Annotated in this window: 11 protein-coding genes and 1 pseudogene; 3 read left to right on the top strand and 9 right to left on the bottom strand. The window is 43.2% G+C overall.

Annotated features, from left to right (window positions below; translation table 11 throughout):
* From VZ94_RS08940 to VZ94_RS08950, 3 genes are all read right to left on the bottom strand, one after another.
* Nucleotides 1-1971, bottom strand: a 1971-nt coding sequence (locus VZ94_RS08940) for a PAS domain-containing protein (protein ID WP_131655514.1), incomplete at its 3' end; no start/stop codon positions are given.
* 109 nt (nucleotides 1972-2080) lie between these two features.
* Entirely contained in the window at nucleotides 2081-3148 is a 1068-nt protein-coding gene (locus tag VZ94_RS08945; RefSeq protein WP_192828613.1) for an MASE1 domain-containing protein, read from the bottom strand.
* Between the two features lie 11 nt (nucleotides 3149-3159).
* Nucleotides 3160-4275, bottom strand: a complete 1116-nt coding sequence (locus tag VZ94_RS08950; protein ID WP_045778967.1) for a response regulator — start codon at nucleotides 4273-4275, stop codon at nucleotides 3160-3162.
* Between the two features lie 223 nt (nucleotides 4276-4498).
* On the opposite strand from VZ94_RS08950, the gene VZ94_RS08955 reads away from it, so the two are divergent.
* From VZ94_RS08955 to VZ94_RS08960, 3 genes are all read left to right on the top strand, one after another.
* Entirely contained in the window at nucleotides 4499-6136 is a 1638-nt protein-coding gene (locus tag VZ94_RS08955; RefSeq protein WP_045778968.1) for a carboxylesterase/lipase family protein, read from the top strand.
* A 243-nt stretch (nucleotides 6137-6379) separates the two neighbouring features.
* Entirely contained in the window at nucleotides 6380-6469 is a 90-nt protein-coding gene (locus VZ94_RS30525) for a DUF29 family protein (protein WP_275575187.1), read from the top strand.
* Nucleotides 6459-6809, top strand: coding sequence for a DUF29 domain-containing protein (locus tag VZ94_RS08960; protein ID WP_275575188.1), 351 nt, complete (start codon nucleotides 6459-6461; stop codon nucleotides 6807-6809). The genes VZ94_RS30525 and VZ94_RS08960 overlap by 11 nt, the downstream gene beginning before the upstream one ends.
* Nucleotides 6810-6848: 39 nt before the next feature.
* Here VZ94_RS08960 and VZ94_RS31875 read toward each other — a convergent pair whose 3' ends face one another.
* The 6 genes and pseudogenes from VZ94_RS31875 to VZ94_RS33195 all read right to left on the bottom strand — a co-directional run.
* Nucleotides 6849-8939: an ATP-binding response regulator gene (locus tag VZ94_RS31875; protein ID WP_338040318.1), complete on the bottom strand. Its 2091-nt coding sequence runs from the start codon at nucleotides 8937-8939 to the stop codon at nucleotides 6849-6851.
* A 208-nt stretch (nucleotides 8940-9147) separates the two neighbouring features.
* The gene (locus VZ94_RS31880; RefSeq protein WP_338040319.1) at nucleotides 9148-9393 is read right to left on the bottom strand and encodes a hypothetical protein; all 246 of its coding nucleotides are present in this window, start codon (nucleotides 9391-9393) and stop codon (nucleotides 9148-9150) included.
* Nucleotides 9329-10219 carry a purine-cytosine permease family protein gene (locus VZ94_RS31885; protein WP_338040320.1) on the bottom strand — a complete coding sequence of 297 codons (891 nt, stop codon included), beginning with the start codon at nucleotides 10217-10219 and terminating at the stop codon, nucleotides 9329-9331. The genes VZ94_RS31880 and VZ94_RS31885 overlap by 65 nt, the downstream gene beginning before the upstream one ends.
* 124 nt (nucleotides 10220-10343) lie before the next feature.
* Nucleotides 10344-15149 carry a calcium-binding protein gene (locus VZ94_RS30530; RefSeq protein ID WP_045778969.1) on the bottom strand — a complete coding sequence of 1602 codons (4806 nt, stop codon included), beginning with the start codon at nucleotides 15147-15149 and terminating at the stop codon, nucleotides 10344-10346.
* A 91-nt stretch (nucleotides 15150-15240) separates the two neighbouring features.
* Nucleotides 15241-19458 (bottom strand): calcium-binding protein, encoded by a 4218-nt coding sequence (locus VZ94_RS08975; RefSeq protein WP_045778970.1) that lies wholly within the window; start codon nucleotides 19456-19458, stop codon nucleotides 15241-15243.
* A gap of 119 nt (nucleotides 19459-19577) precedes the next feature.
* Nucleotides 19578-19702 (bottom strand): annotated as a pseudogene (locus VZ94_RS33195) (transposase domain-containing protein); the annotation flags it as partial.

Consider the following 19702-nt stretch of genomic DNA (forward strand, 5'->3'; position numbering starts at 1 on the left):
AGCACGCTTTTTCTCAGTAATATCGCGCCATACTGCGTGAATAAGTCTCTCATTTTTTTGGTTGATAGCCGTCAGAGAAATCTCAGCCCAAAACGACTCACCATCAACTCGCACATGCATCCATTCAAATTGATGGCTACCATTCTCAATAGCCATATTAATCATCTGTTGGGCTTTAACGGCCGATAAAGTGCCGTCAGGTTGGTAGAGTGGTGATAATTCTACCGGCGACATACCGATTAACTGCTCTCGTTTATCGACGTGTAATAGAGATTGTGCGGAGCGATTGGCTTCAATGATAATGCCATTCTTTAAGATGGTCGTCGCTTCTTTGGTTTGCTCGAATAATACCCGTAAACGCTCTTCGCTATTGCGTATGCGAATCTCAGCTTCGCGCCTTTCGGTAATATCTAAATGCGTCCCGCTAATAATCATAGGCTTGCCATCGTCGGTATAGCGTGTAACCCTTCCCCGATCAGCAATCCAAACCCAATAGCCTTTCTTATGCTTCATGCGTACATCGCATTCGTAATAATCGCTATCACCGGCTAAATGGTGTTGCAGCTTTAAATTACTTTGAATTAAATCATCGGGATGGACGAATTTTTCCCAAGCAGCAATAGTAAAAGGCTCTAACTCGCTGAGTTCATAACCAAAAATTTCGGCCCAACGCTCATTAAAATGCGTTTCGCCGTTAATTAGATTCCATTCCCAAGTTCCTGCATGAGTTGCCTCAATAATATCATTTAACCGCTGACGTTCTGTTCTTAACTGTTCAAGAAAACATTTGCGCTCGGTAATATTTTGTACTGTCCCTAAACCTTCAACGGCAACGCCCTGGCTATCTCGTACTATTTCAGCGCGCTCGCGCACCCAATACAATAAGCCATTAACGATAATTCTATGTTCTATATCATAAGTGCCATCATTAAATATTGCGTCATGCCAAGCCGTCTTAACTAACTCACGGTCTTCGGGAAACACATAGCTGAAAAACAATTCCAATGTCACTGCTTGCGCTGTGGGTAAACCAAATAATCGATACGCCTCCTCTGACCATTCCAGCTCACCGGTGATAATATTGATATACCAGCTACCTGTTTCGCTCACGGCCTGGGCACGCCGTAACTTCGCTTCACTTTGTTGTAATTGTAATTGCTGTTGTATTCGCTCAGTAATGTCGGTCCATATAGCAACAATAAATAACACATTATCTAATTCAATAAGCTTTAAGCGCACATTAACATTGCGAAAACTGCCGTCTTTATGCCTATGTATCGTCTCAAATTCGGTTGCCTCTTCTCTTAGTAATAGCTGATTTTTAGCGTTAATCACATCACAATCTATTTGAAAATCACCCACCGACAATGCGGCAAACTCTTCCCGGCTATAACCTAAGCCTAAGCACGCGGCATCATTAAATTCAATCAAGCTCATATCATCATAACGTGATAATAAAAAAGCATCAGACGAGCGCGTAGCGATAGTCTGAAAAATTTTCTCACGCCTATGTGCCTGTTCTGCCAATTGGCGTCTAGCAATCATACTGGCTAAACGCTCGGCTATCGCAGTCAGCAAAATGCGTTCTTCAGGCAAATCAGCGTCTTCTTGCTCAAAAGGCAATCCCAACCGATAAGTCACCTGAAGCAGTCCTATCGGTTGTTGATTAATCACAATCGGTGCAGATAATACAGGGCTATTACTTTGGCTAAAATGGCGGGTTTCGTAACGCAAATCGTTGACAACGATGCAAACATCAGTGTGTTCTTCATCGCTCATGCCTAAAGGCACTATATCAGCTAACCTTTTTAATACCGTTAATAACGGTAAATCTAATTCTTCGGTTGCCTGAAAAATAAGGTTTAAACACTTTTGCTCACGAATACGTTTATTCAAAGCAACTTGTGTCTGCCTCAGTTGGGTAATATCTCTGGCAACGCCTAAAACCCCGACTAGAGTACCATCAGGCATAACCACTGGCGATTTAATCGTTTGATACAACGCGCTATGGTTATCAACAACGTCGGTTAACCACTCTTCGTTACTGGTCGGTTTACCCTCGACAATAGCGTTTAAATCATTACGCCGAAAAAAAATTCGCTAGCTCAGGCGTTACAAAATCAAAGTCTGTTTTACCTAAAATAGCCTCTTCTTTTGCGCCATACAGAGCCTCAAAGCGTGCATTGCAATGTAAATAAACACCGTCAGGGGATTTAACCCACACCTTATCAGGCATGGTATTTAGCAATGTTTTCAAAAATAAGCCTTGTTCCGCTAACTCTCGCATAGCCTGTTGTAATTGGGTTATATAGCACGATAACGCCATACCCACTAACGACAATGCCAGCATCAAAAACAAAAAATCTAATTCAACCCAATCATTATAGTGTTCGGGAAGCCATACATTACGCTCAGTCAAACTCACTAAACCTTGTAAGCATAATATTGTTAAGACTAATGTAGTCACTCGACTACCGCTGCGCACAGCCGCCCAACTCACCAATAAAAACAACAAATAACTACTCGCATCGCCAAACCAATGTAAAAACACCGAGAGTCCAGCGAGAATACTTAACACGATGACTAATCCGGTTTCTATAATTCGAGCAGAATGCCTATTATCGTGACCTGAACCGCTCCAAACCAATAGCATAGGCGTGATAATAATGATGCCTAAAATATGCCCTAGCCACCAATGCAAACCGATTAATGCGATATGTTTACTATCAACTGAATGATAGAAATAAAAAATACCGGTATTAACTAGGGCATCTGGAATACCCGCTACTACTCCCCCTAACACGATTAAGCGTAAAAATTCGCTTAAATGAGATAGCGACAGTGAAAATCTTGGACACGAACATAAGAGTCTAGCGCCTAAACAAGCGCTTAATGTGCTGCTTAACGCTATTAATGCGGCTACAGACACCGAGTGTCCCTGCCATAAAGCTAACACTAAGGCAGGAATAAAGATCGCTGGGGCAAAACGATAACCACCTTTAAGAATAGCTGCTAAACCCGCGCCACTGGCAAACAAGTAAATACACAATTTTTCATCGGGTGCAAAGCAGTAGATTGATACTTTAGCTAATAAAAAGTAACCTAGGATGACAGCTAACAGCGTTATTGGTTTTACAGGTAAAGGCATAGTCATAACCACTAGTCCGGGACATCCTTGAAATTCTCTGCGACTTCAATAAATTGATGTTTACAACGAATAAATGCATTGACTACGTTAGGGTCGAAATGTTTGCCACTGCCTTCAACAATAATGCGTGTGGCCTCATCATAAGACATAGCTTCTTTATAACAGCGCCGGTTAATTAATGCATCAAATACATCGGCCAATGCCATGACTCTAGCAGGAATAGGAATAGCCACACCAACTAATCCATCAGGATAGCCACTACCATCCCATTTCTCATGATGATAATGAGCAATAGACATAACAACCCGTAAGAATTCAAACACGGACTGATTAGGCTTGTCTTGAATCGCTCGATGAATAGCTTCAGCACCCAATTGTGGGTGCGTTTTCATAATCGCCCATTCGTCACTGGTTAACTTACCCGGTTTTAACAAGATATTATCTGGAATACCGACTTTGCCAATATCGTGTAGAGGTGCGGCTTTAGTAATTAATTCGATAGATGCTGCATTTAACTCGTCAGCATATTCAGCTTTGGCTAATTCTTGGCACAACACATTAACATAGCCTTGAGTGCGCAAAATATGGCAACCTGTTTCGTTATCTCGGGTTTCTGCTATGTTGGCTAGCGCACGGATGCTGACATCTTGAATTTGTTGATTTTCCGCCATGCGTCTTGCAACTTCGGCTTCTAACCAGGCATTTTGATTGCGTAACCGGTCGCGAGCCTGTTTTAACTCGACTTGAACACTCACTCTGGCTAACACGACCGAGGGCCGTAACGGTTTAGAAATATAGTCGGCTGCACCTAATTCTAAGCCTTTAGTTTCCTCATCCGTCGCATCAAGCGCAGTCACAAAAATAACTGGAATATCGGCTGTTTTAGGATTTTCCCTAAGCTTGGTGAGTACCGTATAGCCATCCATCTCAGGCATCATAACATCGAGTAAGATTAAGTCAGGGCAAGGCTCCGATGCCGCTGTCACTAATGCTCGCTGCCCATTAGTCGCGACCCTTACGCTATAAAATGGCTGTAGTAATTCACCTAATACGCTAATATTTTCCGGCGTGTCATCAACAACTAAGATAGTAGGGCGTCTAGCATGGGTCATAGCGCTTTTCTGCATGATAATAAATAGCCTAGAGTATACTCGGAAATATAAGATTACAAACTTGCTATAAAGATAATTCAAACTCGTTCAATTTTAGATGAGTTATTACAAAATAATGCAAAATTAATCACATTTAAAGTGCTTAAACTATTCTTATATTGTCGATTAATTTATAACAACACAGCATAATAGGCATAAAATAAACGCTTACTCTTAGAACTACCCTGATTAATACCTTATGCCAACATTATTTTCGAGATTAACATTTAGGTTTTTAATAATCTTTTCAACGCTTATTCACACATTAGATGCGTTAAGTTCAGACAATCCTGCGTGTAACAGCGAAACGATTAACAGCCCTGCTGGCGCTGTGTGTGGTGTGACACAGTCCCCTGCCCCCAATAAACAAGCTAACGCCTTTCTAGGGATACCATATGCTGAAAGTACCGCTGGTAACAATAGATGGCGCGCACCGATAGCAAAATCGCCGTGGAGCAACATCTATCAAGCAACGGAATTTGGTCCGATTTGTCCACAACTCGGCGCAAGTAATCAACTTAGCCAAAGCGAGGAGTGTTTATCAATAAATATATGGACGCCAAAATCAGCAAATCCACAAACCAAACTGCCGGTCATGGTCTTTATTTACGGCGGAGCATTTAGCACGGGTTATAGCTCAGACCCGCTCTATGACGGTGCCTATATCTCGGCCTTAACAGATGTTATTGTCGTTAGTTTTAATTACCGTATCGGTGTCTTAGGTTTTTTAGCGGCCGATGGTTTAACCGGCAATTATGGCTTTATGGACCAACAACTCGCTTTAGAATGGGTACAGCATAATATCGCAAGCTTCGGTGGCGATACTGATAAAGTCACGCTATTCGGCGAGAGTGCAGGCGCAATGTCAGTGGGTTTACATGTGTTCTCAGCACCGAATAGCCAACATTTATTTAGAGCGGCTATTATGGAAAGTAATTTCTTAGGCTTACCGTACAAAACCCTAACTGACCAAATCAATGTCGGCAACCAATTTAAACAAGGGCTTAATTGCCCTGATTTAGCCTGTTTGCAAAACACCGATGTTGCGACATTATTAAATGCGGAATCTCAATTTACGCCACAAATGAGCACGGTCTTTACCGGTGCTAAGTTTTATCTACCGTTTAGCCCTGTTATTGATGGCAAGCTACTAACACGCCAACCAACCAGTCCTAGCAGCCAACAACATAACCATAAACCGATACTCATAGGGACTAATAAAGATGAAGCCGTATTATTAGTGGGCAACCAAACAATTACCCCGGCGTGGTATTCAGCGTGGGCGGCAAATTTATATGGACTGTCATTTCAACGCGTCATTGAACGCTATCCAGCGCAATTTGATAGCGGTAATCAAACAGTATGGGCAACGGTACAAACCGACAATTTCTTATTATGCAGCACCCGTTATCTTGCCTCGCACATGACCGCTCCAACATACGTTTATTTATTCAACCATCAACCGTCGGTTAATTTTTTAGGTTTACCCGCCTGTGCTGAAAACGATAATGTTTGTCATGCCGCCGAACTCCCCTTTGTGTTCCATAGCGCTAACAACAAAGGCTTTCACTTCACCGAACAAGAGCAAGTATTGTCCAACCAAATCATTGAATACTGGACGAACTTTGCCAAATATTTAACGCCGAATGCGCAACTAAAAAGCCCTGCACTCATTAACTGGCCTGCGTTTACCGCACACAATAAAGCGTATTTAGCGTTAAACACAGAAACCTTATCGGTTGAACAAGACCCTTACCGAACCAACTGTGAATTTTGGGACTCAATCGGCTATGAAATCATTCATCCGTGGCAAAATACTGCGGCAAATAACCATTAGACCCCATTAAGATAGAACGCTCTGCATTCCATCTGAACTTTCATCGTTCCCACGCTCTGCGTGGGAACGCGCTGCAACCGCTCTGGCGGTGTGAAACAAGACGCAGAGCGTCCTAGCTACGCTCCCACGCTAGAGCGTGGGAGCGATGAAAACTCGTAGTATTGGCACTTCCGGAGTAATACCTTGTTGGCGTTATCATCGCGTATAATGAACTTGTTATCATAGAGCTAACCAGGGGTAGATATGATTCATTATGAACACGATTTTTACGGCTGGACGCAAGAACAAGCTGCGTTGTTGAGAGCACGGCGTTTTAAACGACTTGGATATTGACAACTTGATTGAGGAAATTGAATCGATGGGTAGAAGCGAAAAACGGGCTTTAGAGAGCAGTTTAACCGTTTTGCTTATGCACCTGTTGAAATGGAAATACCAACCGCAACGACGCAGTAGGAGCTGGCAATTGACTATAAAGACTCAGCGCATTAACTTTTCCAAGACGTTACGCGAGAATCCTGGTCTTAATCCGAAATTCGCTCAATGCTTGGTAGATGCTTATCAAATCGCTGTACTGAAGGCCGCCCAGGAAACTGACTACGACACATCTATATTTCCGGTCGAATGCCCTTGGAACTTAGTTCAGATTACAGATGATTCCTTCTATCCAGATTAACAGCTCATGCTAACGCACAGGATTTCGCGAACAACCTATCTACCCCGCCGTTACCGTCAACAATTTCTTAATTTCAGCAATTCTAAACTCTGATGCTAAGGCTTTAACCCGTTGTGCTAACGGTTGGTATTGCGGCTGGTGTTTAATAAGTTCATCCAGTTGCTTATTAAGCCCTAATAAATCACCAATACGAGCAAGCTGAGTAAGGCTTTTGATAATATCATCGGGTGGCAATAATAACGGCTCGCTTTCGGCTAAGGTATTATCAGGTTCTTCATTGGCGAGTAACCAGGTTAACGCTAAATGCAGCTTTAATTTGTTCAGTAGATTTTGAACATGAATAGGTTTAGCCAGAAAATCATTACAACCCGCATTAATCGCGATTAAACGGTCACTGGCATACGCATTAGCGCTTAACACAATAATCGGCATCGTTAGCTTAGCGTGCCGTAATTGCACGGCAGTTTCAGCACCATCAATACCCGGCAAACCTAAGTCCATTAAAATTAAATCAGGCTTAAAATCTTTAGCAATAACTAGGCAATCTTCACCGCTAGCGGCTTCTAGCATCTTAAAACCTAATGGCTCTAATATGGTAATAATCACATCGCGATGCTCAGGTTGATCATCGACAACAAGAATTTTTTTACGCAAGCCACGATAACCGGTAATGACTTCATTAATATCAGGTTCTGACACCGTGCCTAAATTAGGCAAAAACAAACGCAAGCTAAACGTAGTTCCCTGCCCTGGCGTACTGCTAACGGTTAACTCGCCCCCCATAATCTCAGCTAAGATTTTACTAATCGTTAAGCCTAAACCACTGCCTGACGCGGCATTACCAGTAGACTTGTTTAAACGAGTAAACGGCTGGAATATCGTTTCTAAATGCTCAGCATCGATACCTATGCCGGTATCGGCGATTTGAAACGATGCCACTCCCGCGCTATAGCCAATGCCAATGCGAACTTCACCAGTCTGGGTAAACTTAACTGCGTTGCTTAATAAATTAATCAGAATCTGACCGACCCGCTTTTCATCGCCGCGCACCCGTTGCGGCAACATATTTAAAATCTGACAACGAAACGACAAGCCTTTGTCTTCAGCCTGAGCTTTATAGACTCTAACAATATATTCAATAAACTCATGAAACTTAATCGCATCATAAGTGATTTCAAATTTACGCGCTTCTATACGCGCAATATCCAAAATATCCTCAATCAGCGCCGATAAATGCTCGCTACTGCGTTTTAACGTCTCTACTGCTTGCTTTCGATGTTCAGGCACGGCAGGGTCTTTATGCAAAATATATGAATACCCAATAATGCTATTTAGAGGCGTACGCATTTCATGGCTCATATTGCTTAAAAAACGACTTTTAGCAGTATTGGCGTTATCAGCCATTTTTAATGCCTCAGCCAGTTTAGCGTCGGTTTTTTTATGCTCGTCGATTTCCATTAACAATAACTGGGTTTGCCTAGCGGTTTCCTCATGGGCAACACGGCGGCATTCATCATTTAAAATCATCCACCAAGTACATAAACCTATAAACACCATCAGCGCGGCAAAAATTTTGACATAATTGACGACCAGTAAATTAAACGCAGGTAAATAATGCCGCGCGGCAATCAAATCTTGGTAATAAATAATCCCGGTAAAAATCCCCGTTAACGCTGATAAAAACAAAAACAACAAACCAAAGCGAATCAACCGCAGACGTAATGTCACCGACATATTAAATGGCAACCACCTTGCGGCCTTTTCTAAATAATCATCCACCCGCGCACCTGGTTTACAAGCATCTCGACACCTAGCGTCTAAGGTGCAACATAAAGAGCAAATACTGCCGTTATACGCTGGGCAATAGGCAATATCTTCATGCTCAAACTCGTTTTCGCAAATAGAGCAACGATTACGTGCGGCGCGGTTTTTCTCATTACGGTCACGCGCTAAGTAATGCTTATGACCGGCAAAATAGGCAATAACTGGCACTAAGATAAAGGCAATAAGCAACGCAATAAAGCCTGAGAACGCTTGAGCGTATGCACCGAATAACCCGGTATAAGCCAAGATAGACACGATGGATGCCGTCGACGTAGACACTAAGCCGACAGGATTTAAATCAGGCAAATAACCGCGTTTTAAACTCGATTAATTTCGGACTTAACCCTAACGGCTTGTTAATCGCTAATTCAGCAGCAACGGCGCTAATCCAAGCGATAGACACATTGGAAAACAAGCCTAATACTTTTTTCCAACGCGTTAAAAAACGCCGAACTCCATCAGTAGTAGCGCGATGAGCACGTTAAACCACAACCAAATTACCCGCCCTGGGTGGCTATGGGTAATGCGAGAAAAAAAAGTTCGACCACGCTAACGAACCCGCATAAGCATTGGTGACGTTGATTTTAAGCTGACTCAGTACAACGAATAAGGTCGTAACGGCTAATGCCCATTGCGGATTGTTTAATAACTCATTGTAAGCGATTAAATACATCTGGGTCGGCTCATGCGCATGTTCAGACGCAATACCGTGGCGTAACGCTAAATGCGCTAATAACGCCCCGCCTAATTGCCGTAACATACCGAACACAATCCAGCCCGGCCCGGCACTTATCGTTGCCAACCACCAGCGCCAGCGGTTTTTTTTTCGTTTGCTCAGGCATAAAGCGTAAAAAATCCACTTGTTCGCCAATCTGCGCCACCATCGAGAATGCAACGGTACTCGCGCTGCCAAACAACAACCAATCGAAACCTTGTCCACTGCTGACAATCGCAAAATACGCATGCATTGTTAATAACGCTTCTGGCTCATTCAGCAGAACCGCGATATACGGCGCGATAAGTAACAGCAACCAAATTGGCTGCGTCCATAACTGCATACGGCTAATCGTGGTAATACCGAAGGTAACCAACGGAATCACCATCACCGCACTGACCACATGCGCCCAAGCAAGCGGAATATGAAAATACAACTCCAGCGCTAACGACATGATTGACGCTTCTAACGCAAACAGCGTAAAGGTAAACGATGCGTAGATTAATGATGTCAGCGTTGAGCCAATATAACCAAAACCAGCGCTACGCGTTAATAAGTCAATATCGATATTGTATTTCGCGGCGTAATAACTAATCGGAAAACTGGTGATAAAAATAATTAAACCGACAATTAAAATGGCATAACAAGTATTGGTAAAACCATAATTAATCGATAAAAAGCCACCTATCGCCTCTAAAACTAAAAACGACGTTGAGCCAAACGCCGTATTGGCTACTTGAAACGCCGACCATTTGCGAAAGCTTCTAGGCGCAAACCGTAAGGCATAATCTTCTAAGGTTTCATTAGCCACCCAAGCATTATAATCACGGCGAATCTTGCTGATGTTTTGGGTGATGTTGTAGTTGTTCATGGTTAGATAGTTGGCCTATTAATTTTTCCAATGAGTTATGCTGTATTTGCTGGGAATAATCAACTATAAAAAAACCGGCTCTAGGCCGGTTTTTTATGCGAAACCTGATACTCCTGATAGCGAATTAAATCACAACAAAATCCGCCGAGGTTAATGCAGGTATGCCGGTCAACACGGCAACCGCGATTTTTAACCCCACCCCATTACCGTCCGCATCAAAAAACAGGTTACCGTTACTGGTATCATAAAGCACATAATCATCGGCATCGAGCGCCACAGCACCAGTATTAGCCACAAACCGTCCCGCTGCGAGCGTACCGGTTGTCGCCAACTTTGTCATGATGGCATTTTCCAATCGAATGGTATCATCAACAACATTAAAATCCATGATAACGTCTTTATTCGTCGTCGCATTGAGCGCGGTATTAAAAATAAAATGATCCGCACCACTGCCGCCGGTTAATACATCATTACCTAAACCACCGGCTAAACTGTTCGCTGCGCTATTGCCAGTTAGCGTGTTGTCTAACCCATTACCCGTGGCATTAATCGCTGATGTTCCGTTTAAAATTAACTTCTCAACATTATTGGTTAGCGTATAACTTATTGTTGATTGCACCGTATCAATACCTTCACCAATGGCTTCGACTACCGTGTCGCCGCTGGCTATCGTATAAATATCATCACCGGTACTACCTGTTAAGATATTTGAGCCGCTGTTACCTGTTAGCACATTATTGAGCGTATTTCCCACACCGTTAATAGCACTAGAGCCGGTTAACGTTAGATTCTCGACCTGCGCCGGTAAGGTATAGGTCACGCTAGCCTGAATCAAGTCGCTACCTTCATTAAGATTTTCCTTAACCACATCTAACGCATTATCAACGATATAAGTATCATTGCCCTGCAAACCAATTAAGGTATCGGCACCACTGCTGCCATTTAACGTATTCGCCGCGCTATTACCGGTTAAGCTATTGTTTTGGGTATTACCAACAGCAGTGAGCGCGGCTGCTCCCGTTAAAATTAGGTTTTCAACATTGCTGCTTAATGTGTAACTAATGTCAGCCAACACCGTGTCTGTACCTGCGCTGCTTGCCTCAACGACCGTGTCGCCGGTACTCACATAATAGCTGTCGTTACCCATACCGCCAGTTAATTTATTGGCACCGGCATTACCCGTTAACACATTATCGAGTGAATTACCCGTAGCATTAAGCGCGCTACTGCCGACTAACGTTAACTGTTCAACATTAGCAGGGAGCGTAAAAGTAATGCTAGACAAAACTAAATCTGTACCTTCGTCAGCATTTTCAATAACGAATTCATAAATGTTATCAACAACGTAGTGATCATTGCCTAACTCACCCAACATAGCATCAATGCCTACGCCACCATCTAGGTCATCGTCGCCTTGTCCACCATAAAGTATGTCATCGCCGCCTAAACCATAAAGCGTATCATTGCCCATGAATCCCGTTAAGGTATCGGCATAAGAAAATCCTATTAATGTTTGAGAGACGTTAAGGTCAATGTTGCTTACCCAGTTAGTGATGAAAGCAACATTCCAAGTCGTACCATCAGCAAAACGGACTTCTTTAACACAGTTACTAGCAGTGAAAAAGTTGCTGATTCTTAGCGTATTAAACGTGCCATTTAGCCGTAACACTAAATCGGTATTTGCGTATTTAGCTAGCTGAATGCTTGATGCAGAAATGCTGGGTGCAAATTCGATGATGTCTAATGGGGCTAAATTATTTGCAGGGTCAGAAATACTATCTTCACCCCAATTAGCTTCGATGACATAAGTATCAGTTCCTGTACCACCATTAAGCCCATCAGCGCCAACACCGCTTATCAGCTTATCGTCTCCATCTTCCCCATATAGCCAATCATCGCCTTCATCACCGTAAAGCTTATCATTGCCATCGCGGCCTTGAATGTTGTCGTTGCCAGCCAAACCGTGATAGACATCAGCGAAGCGTGTACCTATGAGTACGTCATCGACCTCAGTACCGTCCTTAGCTTTCGCTAAAATAGTATCTAAATCCCAAACGGTGCCATTAAAAAACTTAATTCCAGCAAGATTAAGAGTACTTAACTCAGTGTAGCCAATATCAACAATGTCTGTACTGCCCTCAAGGCTTAAACGCAGTCTATCGTCAAAAAGTTTAACTCTAACGCTAGTTTCGGCAATACTCGCGCCAAACTCAATCATATCGGCATTCGTTGGACTATAAGTAGTCTTCTCAATCTGATCATGACCAAAGCCCAGTTCAAAAAAATAAGTATCGTTACCCTCACCGCCAGTGAGCAAGTCATTGCCACTGGCGGCAATGAAGTAATCATTACCTTTGCCGCCTATTAAAACATCATCACTCTCGAAGCCCTTCAGCGTATCATTACCACTAGCAGCGATTAATGTGTCATTCGCAGCTGTGCCATTCAATACCGAGTCAGGCTTAGGTTGAATCAATAAATCAAAAACATCAAAATTGATATGGCCTTGGCTATCCATCACATTCAGTTGAATAGCCAGATGGCCTAGCTGGGCTTCGCTAGCTAAACCCGTGAAAGATTTCATAACAGGGTCAAAGCTTAACCAATTTGGCAACAGTGAACCATCTTGTAAAGTCGCTGAATACGTCAAAACATCGCCTGCATCAGCGTCGGTAAACACATTAGGCAAGGTAAAAGCAATATTCTCATATTCGGTGTATATCTGGTCGGCTAACGTGGCTAACTGAACTGGTGCTGAGCTTTCAACTAACCCCGCCTGTTGAGCCAAAGTATTGCCATCCCATACCACGCTATTAGTAAATTCTATGGCTTCAATACGATAACCTGCATGGGCTTGCCATCTAATTTTTAACTGGTCACCGGTAGCATTAAGCGTAATGAAAATATGCGCATCGTCATGCGTAACGGTAATATCGTCAGGAGTAATACTGCCTTGGAAAATAATCTTATCCTGCCCAGCGTTGATTCTGTCAAAATCTACCAGTAAATCTTTGCCATAACCTCGGCCAAACAAGTAGGTATCATTACCTAAACCGCCGTTCAGGATGTCAAAACCAGCACCGCTGTCTAGCGTATCGTTACCAGCGGCGCCTAATAATTCATCATCATTATCACCACCTGATAAGTAGTCATTACCACCAAAACCTAAAACTCTATCTTCTGACGCAAAACCCGGTAAACTATCATTGCCATCGGTGCCTGAGATATAAACGCCATGCGTTGAATGTTGCCAATATCGATTAGATATATCAGTAATATCCCAAATCGTGCCGTCACTAAATTCAACCCGTTTAAGCTCATTGAACTCAGGTGTTGTCCAATTCCAACCATTAATTATCAACTGATCGTCGGTTAATTGATGGTCGGTGGTCTTGATGACTAAACGAAAATCGTTGTATTGCCAAGCATTTGATAGGACTAAAACTTGATCTGGACGGATGCCGCTACCGAACTTAATCGTATCGAAACCAGTATTTGCGTCATCAGTTTCAATCACATCGGTGCCATCGCCTAGTCCAAACACATAGACATCATGACCATTACCGCCTCTCAGATAATCGCTGCCAGCGCTACCCTCGATAGTATCGTCACCATCACTGCCTTGCACCGAATCGTTACCGATGCCACCTTGCAAGCTATCATTACCGGCTAAACCGACAACCAAATCGTTGCTGTCCAAAGCGTTAAGCACATCATTATTCGCACTGCCATACAAAATATCTCTACCAGTAGTTGGCGTAGCAATGAGGTTGGCAATAATCTGTTGCGCGTCCCAAATTTGACCATTTGCAAAGATAAGTTTATTAACCACGCCTGGTTTTTCCGGATTATAAAGGCTTATATCTATCGTTTCTTGGCTATCTATTAAACGAATACGCAACGTTTCTGCATTACCTGCACTCAGCGTGTCTGAGTGGCCATTGGTGTAAACCATGCTTAGTTGTACTTGCTCAGGCGATACATCGGCATTAAAGCGTATCGTCCAATCAGCTTCGTAATAGCGATTAACCGTATCGTTGCCGTAGCCGTGACCAAACACTATCATATCATTGCCGGAACAACTGATAACATCATTACCACTACCACCATCTAAAATATCAACCCCTGAATCAGCACCGCTTAACGTATCATTGCCCGCGCCGCCTAGTAAAACGTTATTACCACTGCCGCCATTTAACGAATCATTGCCGTCACCGCCATCGAGGGTGTCAAAGCCATTGTTACCATTAATCGTGTCTCGACCACCCCAACCGTTAATCACATCATCATAGAGTCCACCACTTAACAGCTCGCTACTCGCCGTGCCTGTGGGGCTAGCAGCCGCTTTGGTTAAATCCCAAACCGTACCATCAGAAAATTTAGCTTGCTCAACTCGGGCATAGTCAAACTGACCATAAATCGTTAACGTATCAGCGGGACTCCCGGCTATTTTAAACACTAACATAGTCGATACCGCCGTCAACGTGACATCTTGTGGCCTAACACCCGACTTAAATTGAATGACATCATAACCACTCTCTGTAGCATTGAGGCTAGCGATACTGTTTTCATAGACTTTCACTTTGCCCGAGCCATAGCCAAAAACATAAGTATCATCACCGCGTCCACCGCGAAGCTGATCCCAGTCAATATTACCGCCGCCTTCTAAGGTATCATTGCCTGCATTACCATAAATAACATCGTTATCCGCCATGCCATTGTAGTTGTCAGGGCCTGGCGAGCCATAAATACGGTCTTCTTGGTTACTGCCTGCCACTGTTCCCAATAAAGCCATGATGGTCGCGGTATTCCAGATCGTGCCATCAGAAAACTCTAGTGCTAGCGTATTGCTCAAATCTTCTTGGTCAAACCAACTTGAAACGATAATCTGATCAGTTGCTCCTATAACCGATATTTTTAAGCTAGACACAACCCGAGTTAATGCAATTTAATGAGGTAATAACGCTAAACGAATGACATCGGTATCACTCAGATTAAAATTTTCACCTCCAATCGCATCGCTACGTTTTTGCATCCCCAATTGAATCTTGGCCTGAGCCACGGCCAAATAGATAACTATCGCTGCCGCTTCTGCCATACAGATAATCATTGCCCACACCGCCCTCTATAAGGTCATTGCCTAGGCTGCCGTCAATATAATCGTTATTAGCACCACCACGGAGAGTATCATCACCCATACCACCGAATAAGCTATCATCACCTGAATCACCTAGTAATTGGTCGTTTCCCTCATTTCCATAAAGAGTATCGTTACCCGCTACACCGCTTAAGGAATCGTTTCCAGCGATACCATCGATATAATCCGCACCATCACTAGCGTGAATCACATCAGCATTGACCGTACCGTATAAATTATCTGCATCTGCGCTACTAAAAATAGATAAATGCCTAATAATTTCTGCCCTATCCCATAAAGTGTCATCTGAAAACAGAAGTTGTAGTGTCGTCTGTTCAACTGATGCAACGATGCTGTTTTGTTGTTCAAGCCATTTAATTTGATCGCCGCCACCTAAATCAAGCCAAAAGCCTTTTGCGCCTATTTGGCACACATGCACATCACTAGGAGTAATACCAGGCCCTAATACAATCGTGTCCTTATTTTTTAAACTATAGAATGTCGGCTTAATGTTGATTACATCGCTACCATCGCCGCGTTCAAAATAAAATGTGAAATTTGATACTGTAGTGAATTGATCATTGCCTTTTCCGCCCACCAATACCGCTGCTTCGCTGCCATTAGAATGGATCATTTCAAAACTTAGATAATCATTACCGACACCGCCATTAAGAAAAACTTGATTACCTATGCCGTGATAACCTGAGCCGTCACCATAAAGCGCATCATCGCCTTGATCGCCGAACAGCACATCATTACCATCGGTGCCTCCTAACGTATCGCTGCCCGCCAAGCCATAGATGACATCATCAGCAATAAAGCCTCGGAGACTATCATTGCCATTCGTCGGTACAAGCAATTGATGTTTAATGTACGCAACATCCCATTCCGTGCCATCGGCAAATCGAATAAGTTCCAGCGTATAATGGCCTTCGTTGCCGTATTTTTGTAGAGTTATGGTATCGGTACTGCCTACTCGACTCAGTATTAAGTCATTGCTGGTGCCAAATTCATCATCACTACGACTAAACTGAATATCGCTAGGCGAAATCCCTACACCAAACTGCACTCTGTCTACTTTCCCAACACTTAAATCGTAATTGAGAATACTATCTTGGCCCCAGCCCGGTTCGAAGATATAAGTATCCGAACCACCTTGCCCCGATAAAGTATCATTACCACCTAAACCGCTTAATACATCATTACTGTTGTTATAACCTTCTAGGTTTTCATTACCGCTGCCGCCGATTAAGAGCTGAGCTTTAATGGTCGTTGCGTCTAAAAAGGTATTATCAGCGAACTGGAATCGGTTAAATGTCGTTTGGTTGGAAGAGTTGAAAAATCCTTGAAGCGTGATTTGATCGCTGACAGTTTGCTTAAACCGAATGATTAAATCATTATTATTACGGCTCCAGATAAGATCGCTGCTATTAATAGTGACGCCAAACTGGATAATATCTTGATCGGTTTGAGACTCCGCCTCATAAATCACCTCTTGACCATCGCCTAAGTTATACCAGTAAACATCATTACCTGCGCCGCCATATAAGCTATCGTTGTCCGCACCACCGATTAATGTGTCATCATCTTCGCCACCTTCTAAGGTGTCATTACCCGTACCACCCATCAACATATCATCACCGGCATAGGTTTCGATTTTATCATTACCCTCCCGACCATACATTTTATCCGCGTTAACTCGGCCATATAGCCGGTCATCGTTAGGTGTACCGGCATAAGGATGATTAGCTCCTAACAAGACATAGAGCTCATAACTTAAATCGCTATACGCCAGCAAGCTAACCAGCGCTTGTTCGCCTAATTCACCATGATTTTTTAAGGTAGTGATAAATTCATTAATATTGGCAATACCTGGTTCGCCTTGGCTATAAAGCGAAGCCAATCCACTCACCAAGTTTGCTGTTACGTCCGTATCGAATTGTTGTGTATCGCCATTCCACATGAACACAACATCATTTAATAATGGAGTGAAATAGCTGTCCATCAACTGCTGATAAACGATATCCGCCATATGCGTATAGAGCGCCTCTAAACGCAACCCTGCGCCGAGTCCAGGATCACTAGAATGAAAAAATGTAGAATAAAACGGCTTGCCCGCAAATAATTCTAATACAGCTAGTTCTCTTGCGTCGATATTGCTGCCGCGACTATTAATAGCTATATCATCTACGCCTAACCAAGTGAAAATAATCGTATCGACTAGTCCTCGCCTTGCTTCGGCTGGCGCATTAACAAAAGCTTGCACAAGTGCTTGTAGCTCGCCGCTACCATCGCGCAACATGCTTTGGTGCAAGTCATAGATCGTGCGAAACCCTGTTACATTAGGTAATACAGCTATGTCAGGTGTTTCCGGTAAAAGGAGTTTTGGAATCGTCTCAAATTCATTACTTTTGAACCACACATCCGCCGTTTGGTTGCTGCTGCCATCATTCCACGTAAAGCTGCTGATTTGTTTAATGGCGTTGCCATTATCAATTAACCCGCTACTCAGATAAGTCACGGCAATACTTTGCACTGAAGCTTGGGCCAAGCCAAGTAGCTCATGAGCTTGTGATTCACCATCGCCATTTTGATCTTGCCAGAGCGTTAATTGACTATAAACGGGATCTTGAACATCGATTTTACCATCGTGGTTGCTATCAAACTCGGCTAATGCCTCATAGCCATTAGCAGCGGCTTGGCCGTTGTTGAGTAAGGTATTGGAACCGAATAGCTCGCGTCCGCTGTCGATTAAGCCATTACCATCCCTATCAAGCGCCAACAAGCCATCTTTTGGACTCACCCAGCCGGTTTGTTCGGCAAAGCCGTCGTTGCCATGATCAAAGAACGTCCCGGTTTTAAGGTCGGTTGTAATAATGCCATTACGGTCTAGGTCTAACACAATAGGCGATGAATCGGTCGTACCGCCTCCAAACCCATCAGAGCCACCACTGCCGCCACCGTTATCTTTCGGATCGGCTAAATCGATTTCTAGGTCGTGGTTTTTGAATTGATAAATAATAATACCCGTTCCCTTAAGATCGTAAATCATTAAAGTATCGCCCATTAATGAGTATGTATTGCCTTGATTATCTTTCCAAAGGTTTGGGCTGACATAATCCCCACCCCGAAATTGCATACTGCCTTGCCAGACATGGCCTTTACCATCGGTATCTATAATCCTGTCGCCGGTGCCAACTTGGTAGATGTCATAGCCAGAGCCGCCTTCTAGGGCGTCACTGCCTTCGCCTCCATCCAAGTTGTCGTCCTCTGCTCCACCTTCGAGGATGTCGTTGCCTTCGCCACCCTTTAGAGTGTCATTGTCTTTTCCTCCGTTTAGCTTGTCGTTATCGCCTCCGCCGAAAAGCTTGTCCTTATACTCAGTTCCTACTAATTGGTCGTTACCGCCTCCGCCGATATAGTGGATACCATTTTCAATATAGTCATCATAAAAGCCCAATTTAGCAATATCGACGTGGGTTCTTGATTCCGTACCAGTAATAGAATCGTTCTGGTCTGAGCCGTAGAGTATGGGTTTGCCATCAGCATCAAGGAATTTGGTAACTCCGCTGTCGAATAAATCTTGGGTTAATGAATATGTACCTAAAGTGAAGTTAGTCAGTCCAACGATTTCTGGAACATTACTGTCTTTATTGTTTCGATAATCTTGTTCAAATTGAGATGCCATGTAAATTACTTTATGCGTGGACACATAAGCGTTTTTCACATCATCATCAAATTTTAATAATACTGTTTTCCCAATACCAGAAGGGTCAATTTTATCTTCAAGAAAGGTTCCATCAGCCCACTGCTGAAGCCATTGACCTGACTGAGTAACATAATCAAAATCTTCATTTGCAGGTAATATTGCGTAGTCTTCGATGTATCGTGTTCCATCAGCTTTAACAATAAATTTAGCGCCTTTGGCAATGGCAAAACTCTCATGACCATAAATATAACTCCTAGAGTCATAGTCAGGAGTGTTCATTCCATACGCCGGATGTAACACCACAAAAAATCTTTTGTAACCCATTGATGCTATCAACGCATCAAGAGTCATTTCTTGATCAGTTCCATTATTCGGCATAATAAAACCACCCATAAAGTTACGAATAAGGTCAGATTGATAGCCATTAGCATATCTTCCTGGCCCACTTGACATAAAACTATCAAGCCCCGTTAGGGAAACAGTGTAACCGTTCAATCTAGCCACGTTGTTTTCTAAAAGACATTCTGATCCTTAACTGTCTCGGAATTTGCCGTTGCAAAAGGCAGCAACTCATCGAATACGACTGTTGGGCCAAGTCGGTAATTTTTCCAAAGTATCCTTGAGCCATTCGGTAGGA

The sequence above is a fragment of the Methylocucumis oryzae genome, assembly GCF_000963695.1.
GTDB classification, from domain to species: domain Bacteria; phylum Pseudomonadota; class Gammaproteobacteria; order Methylococcales; family Methylomonadaceae; genus Methylovulum; species Methylovulum oryzae.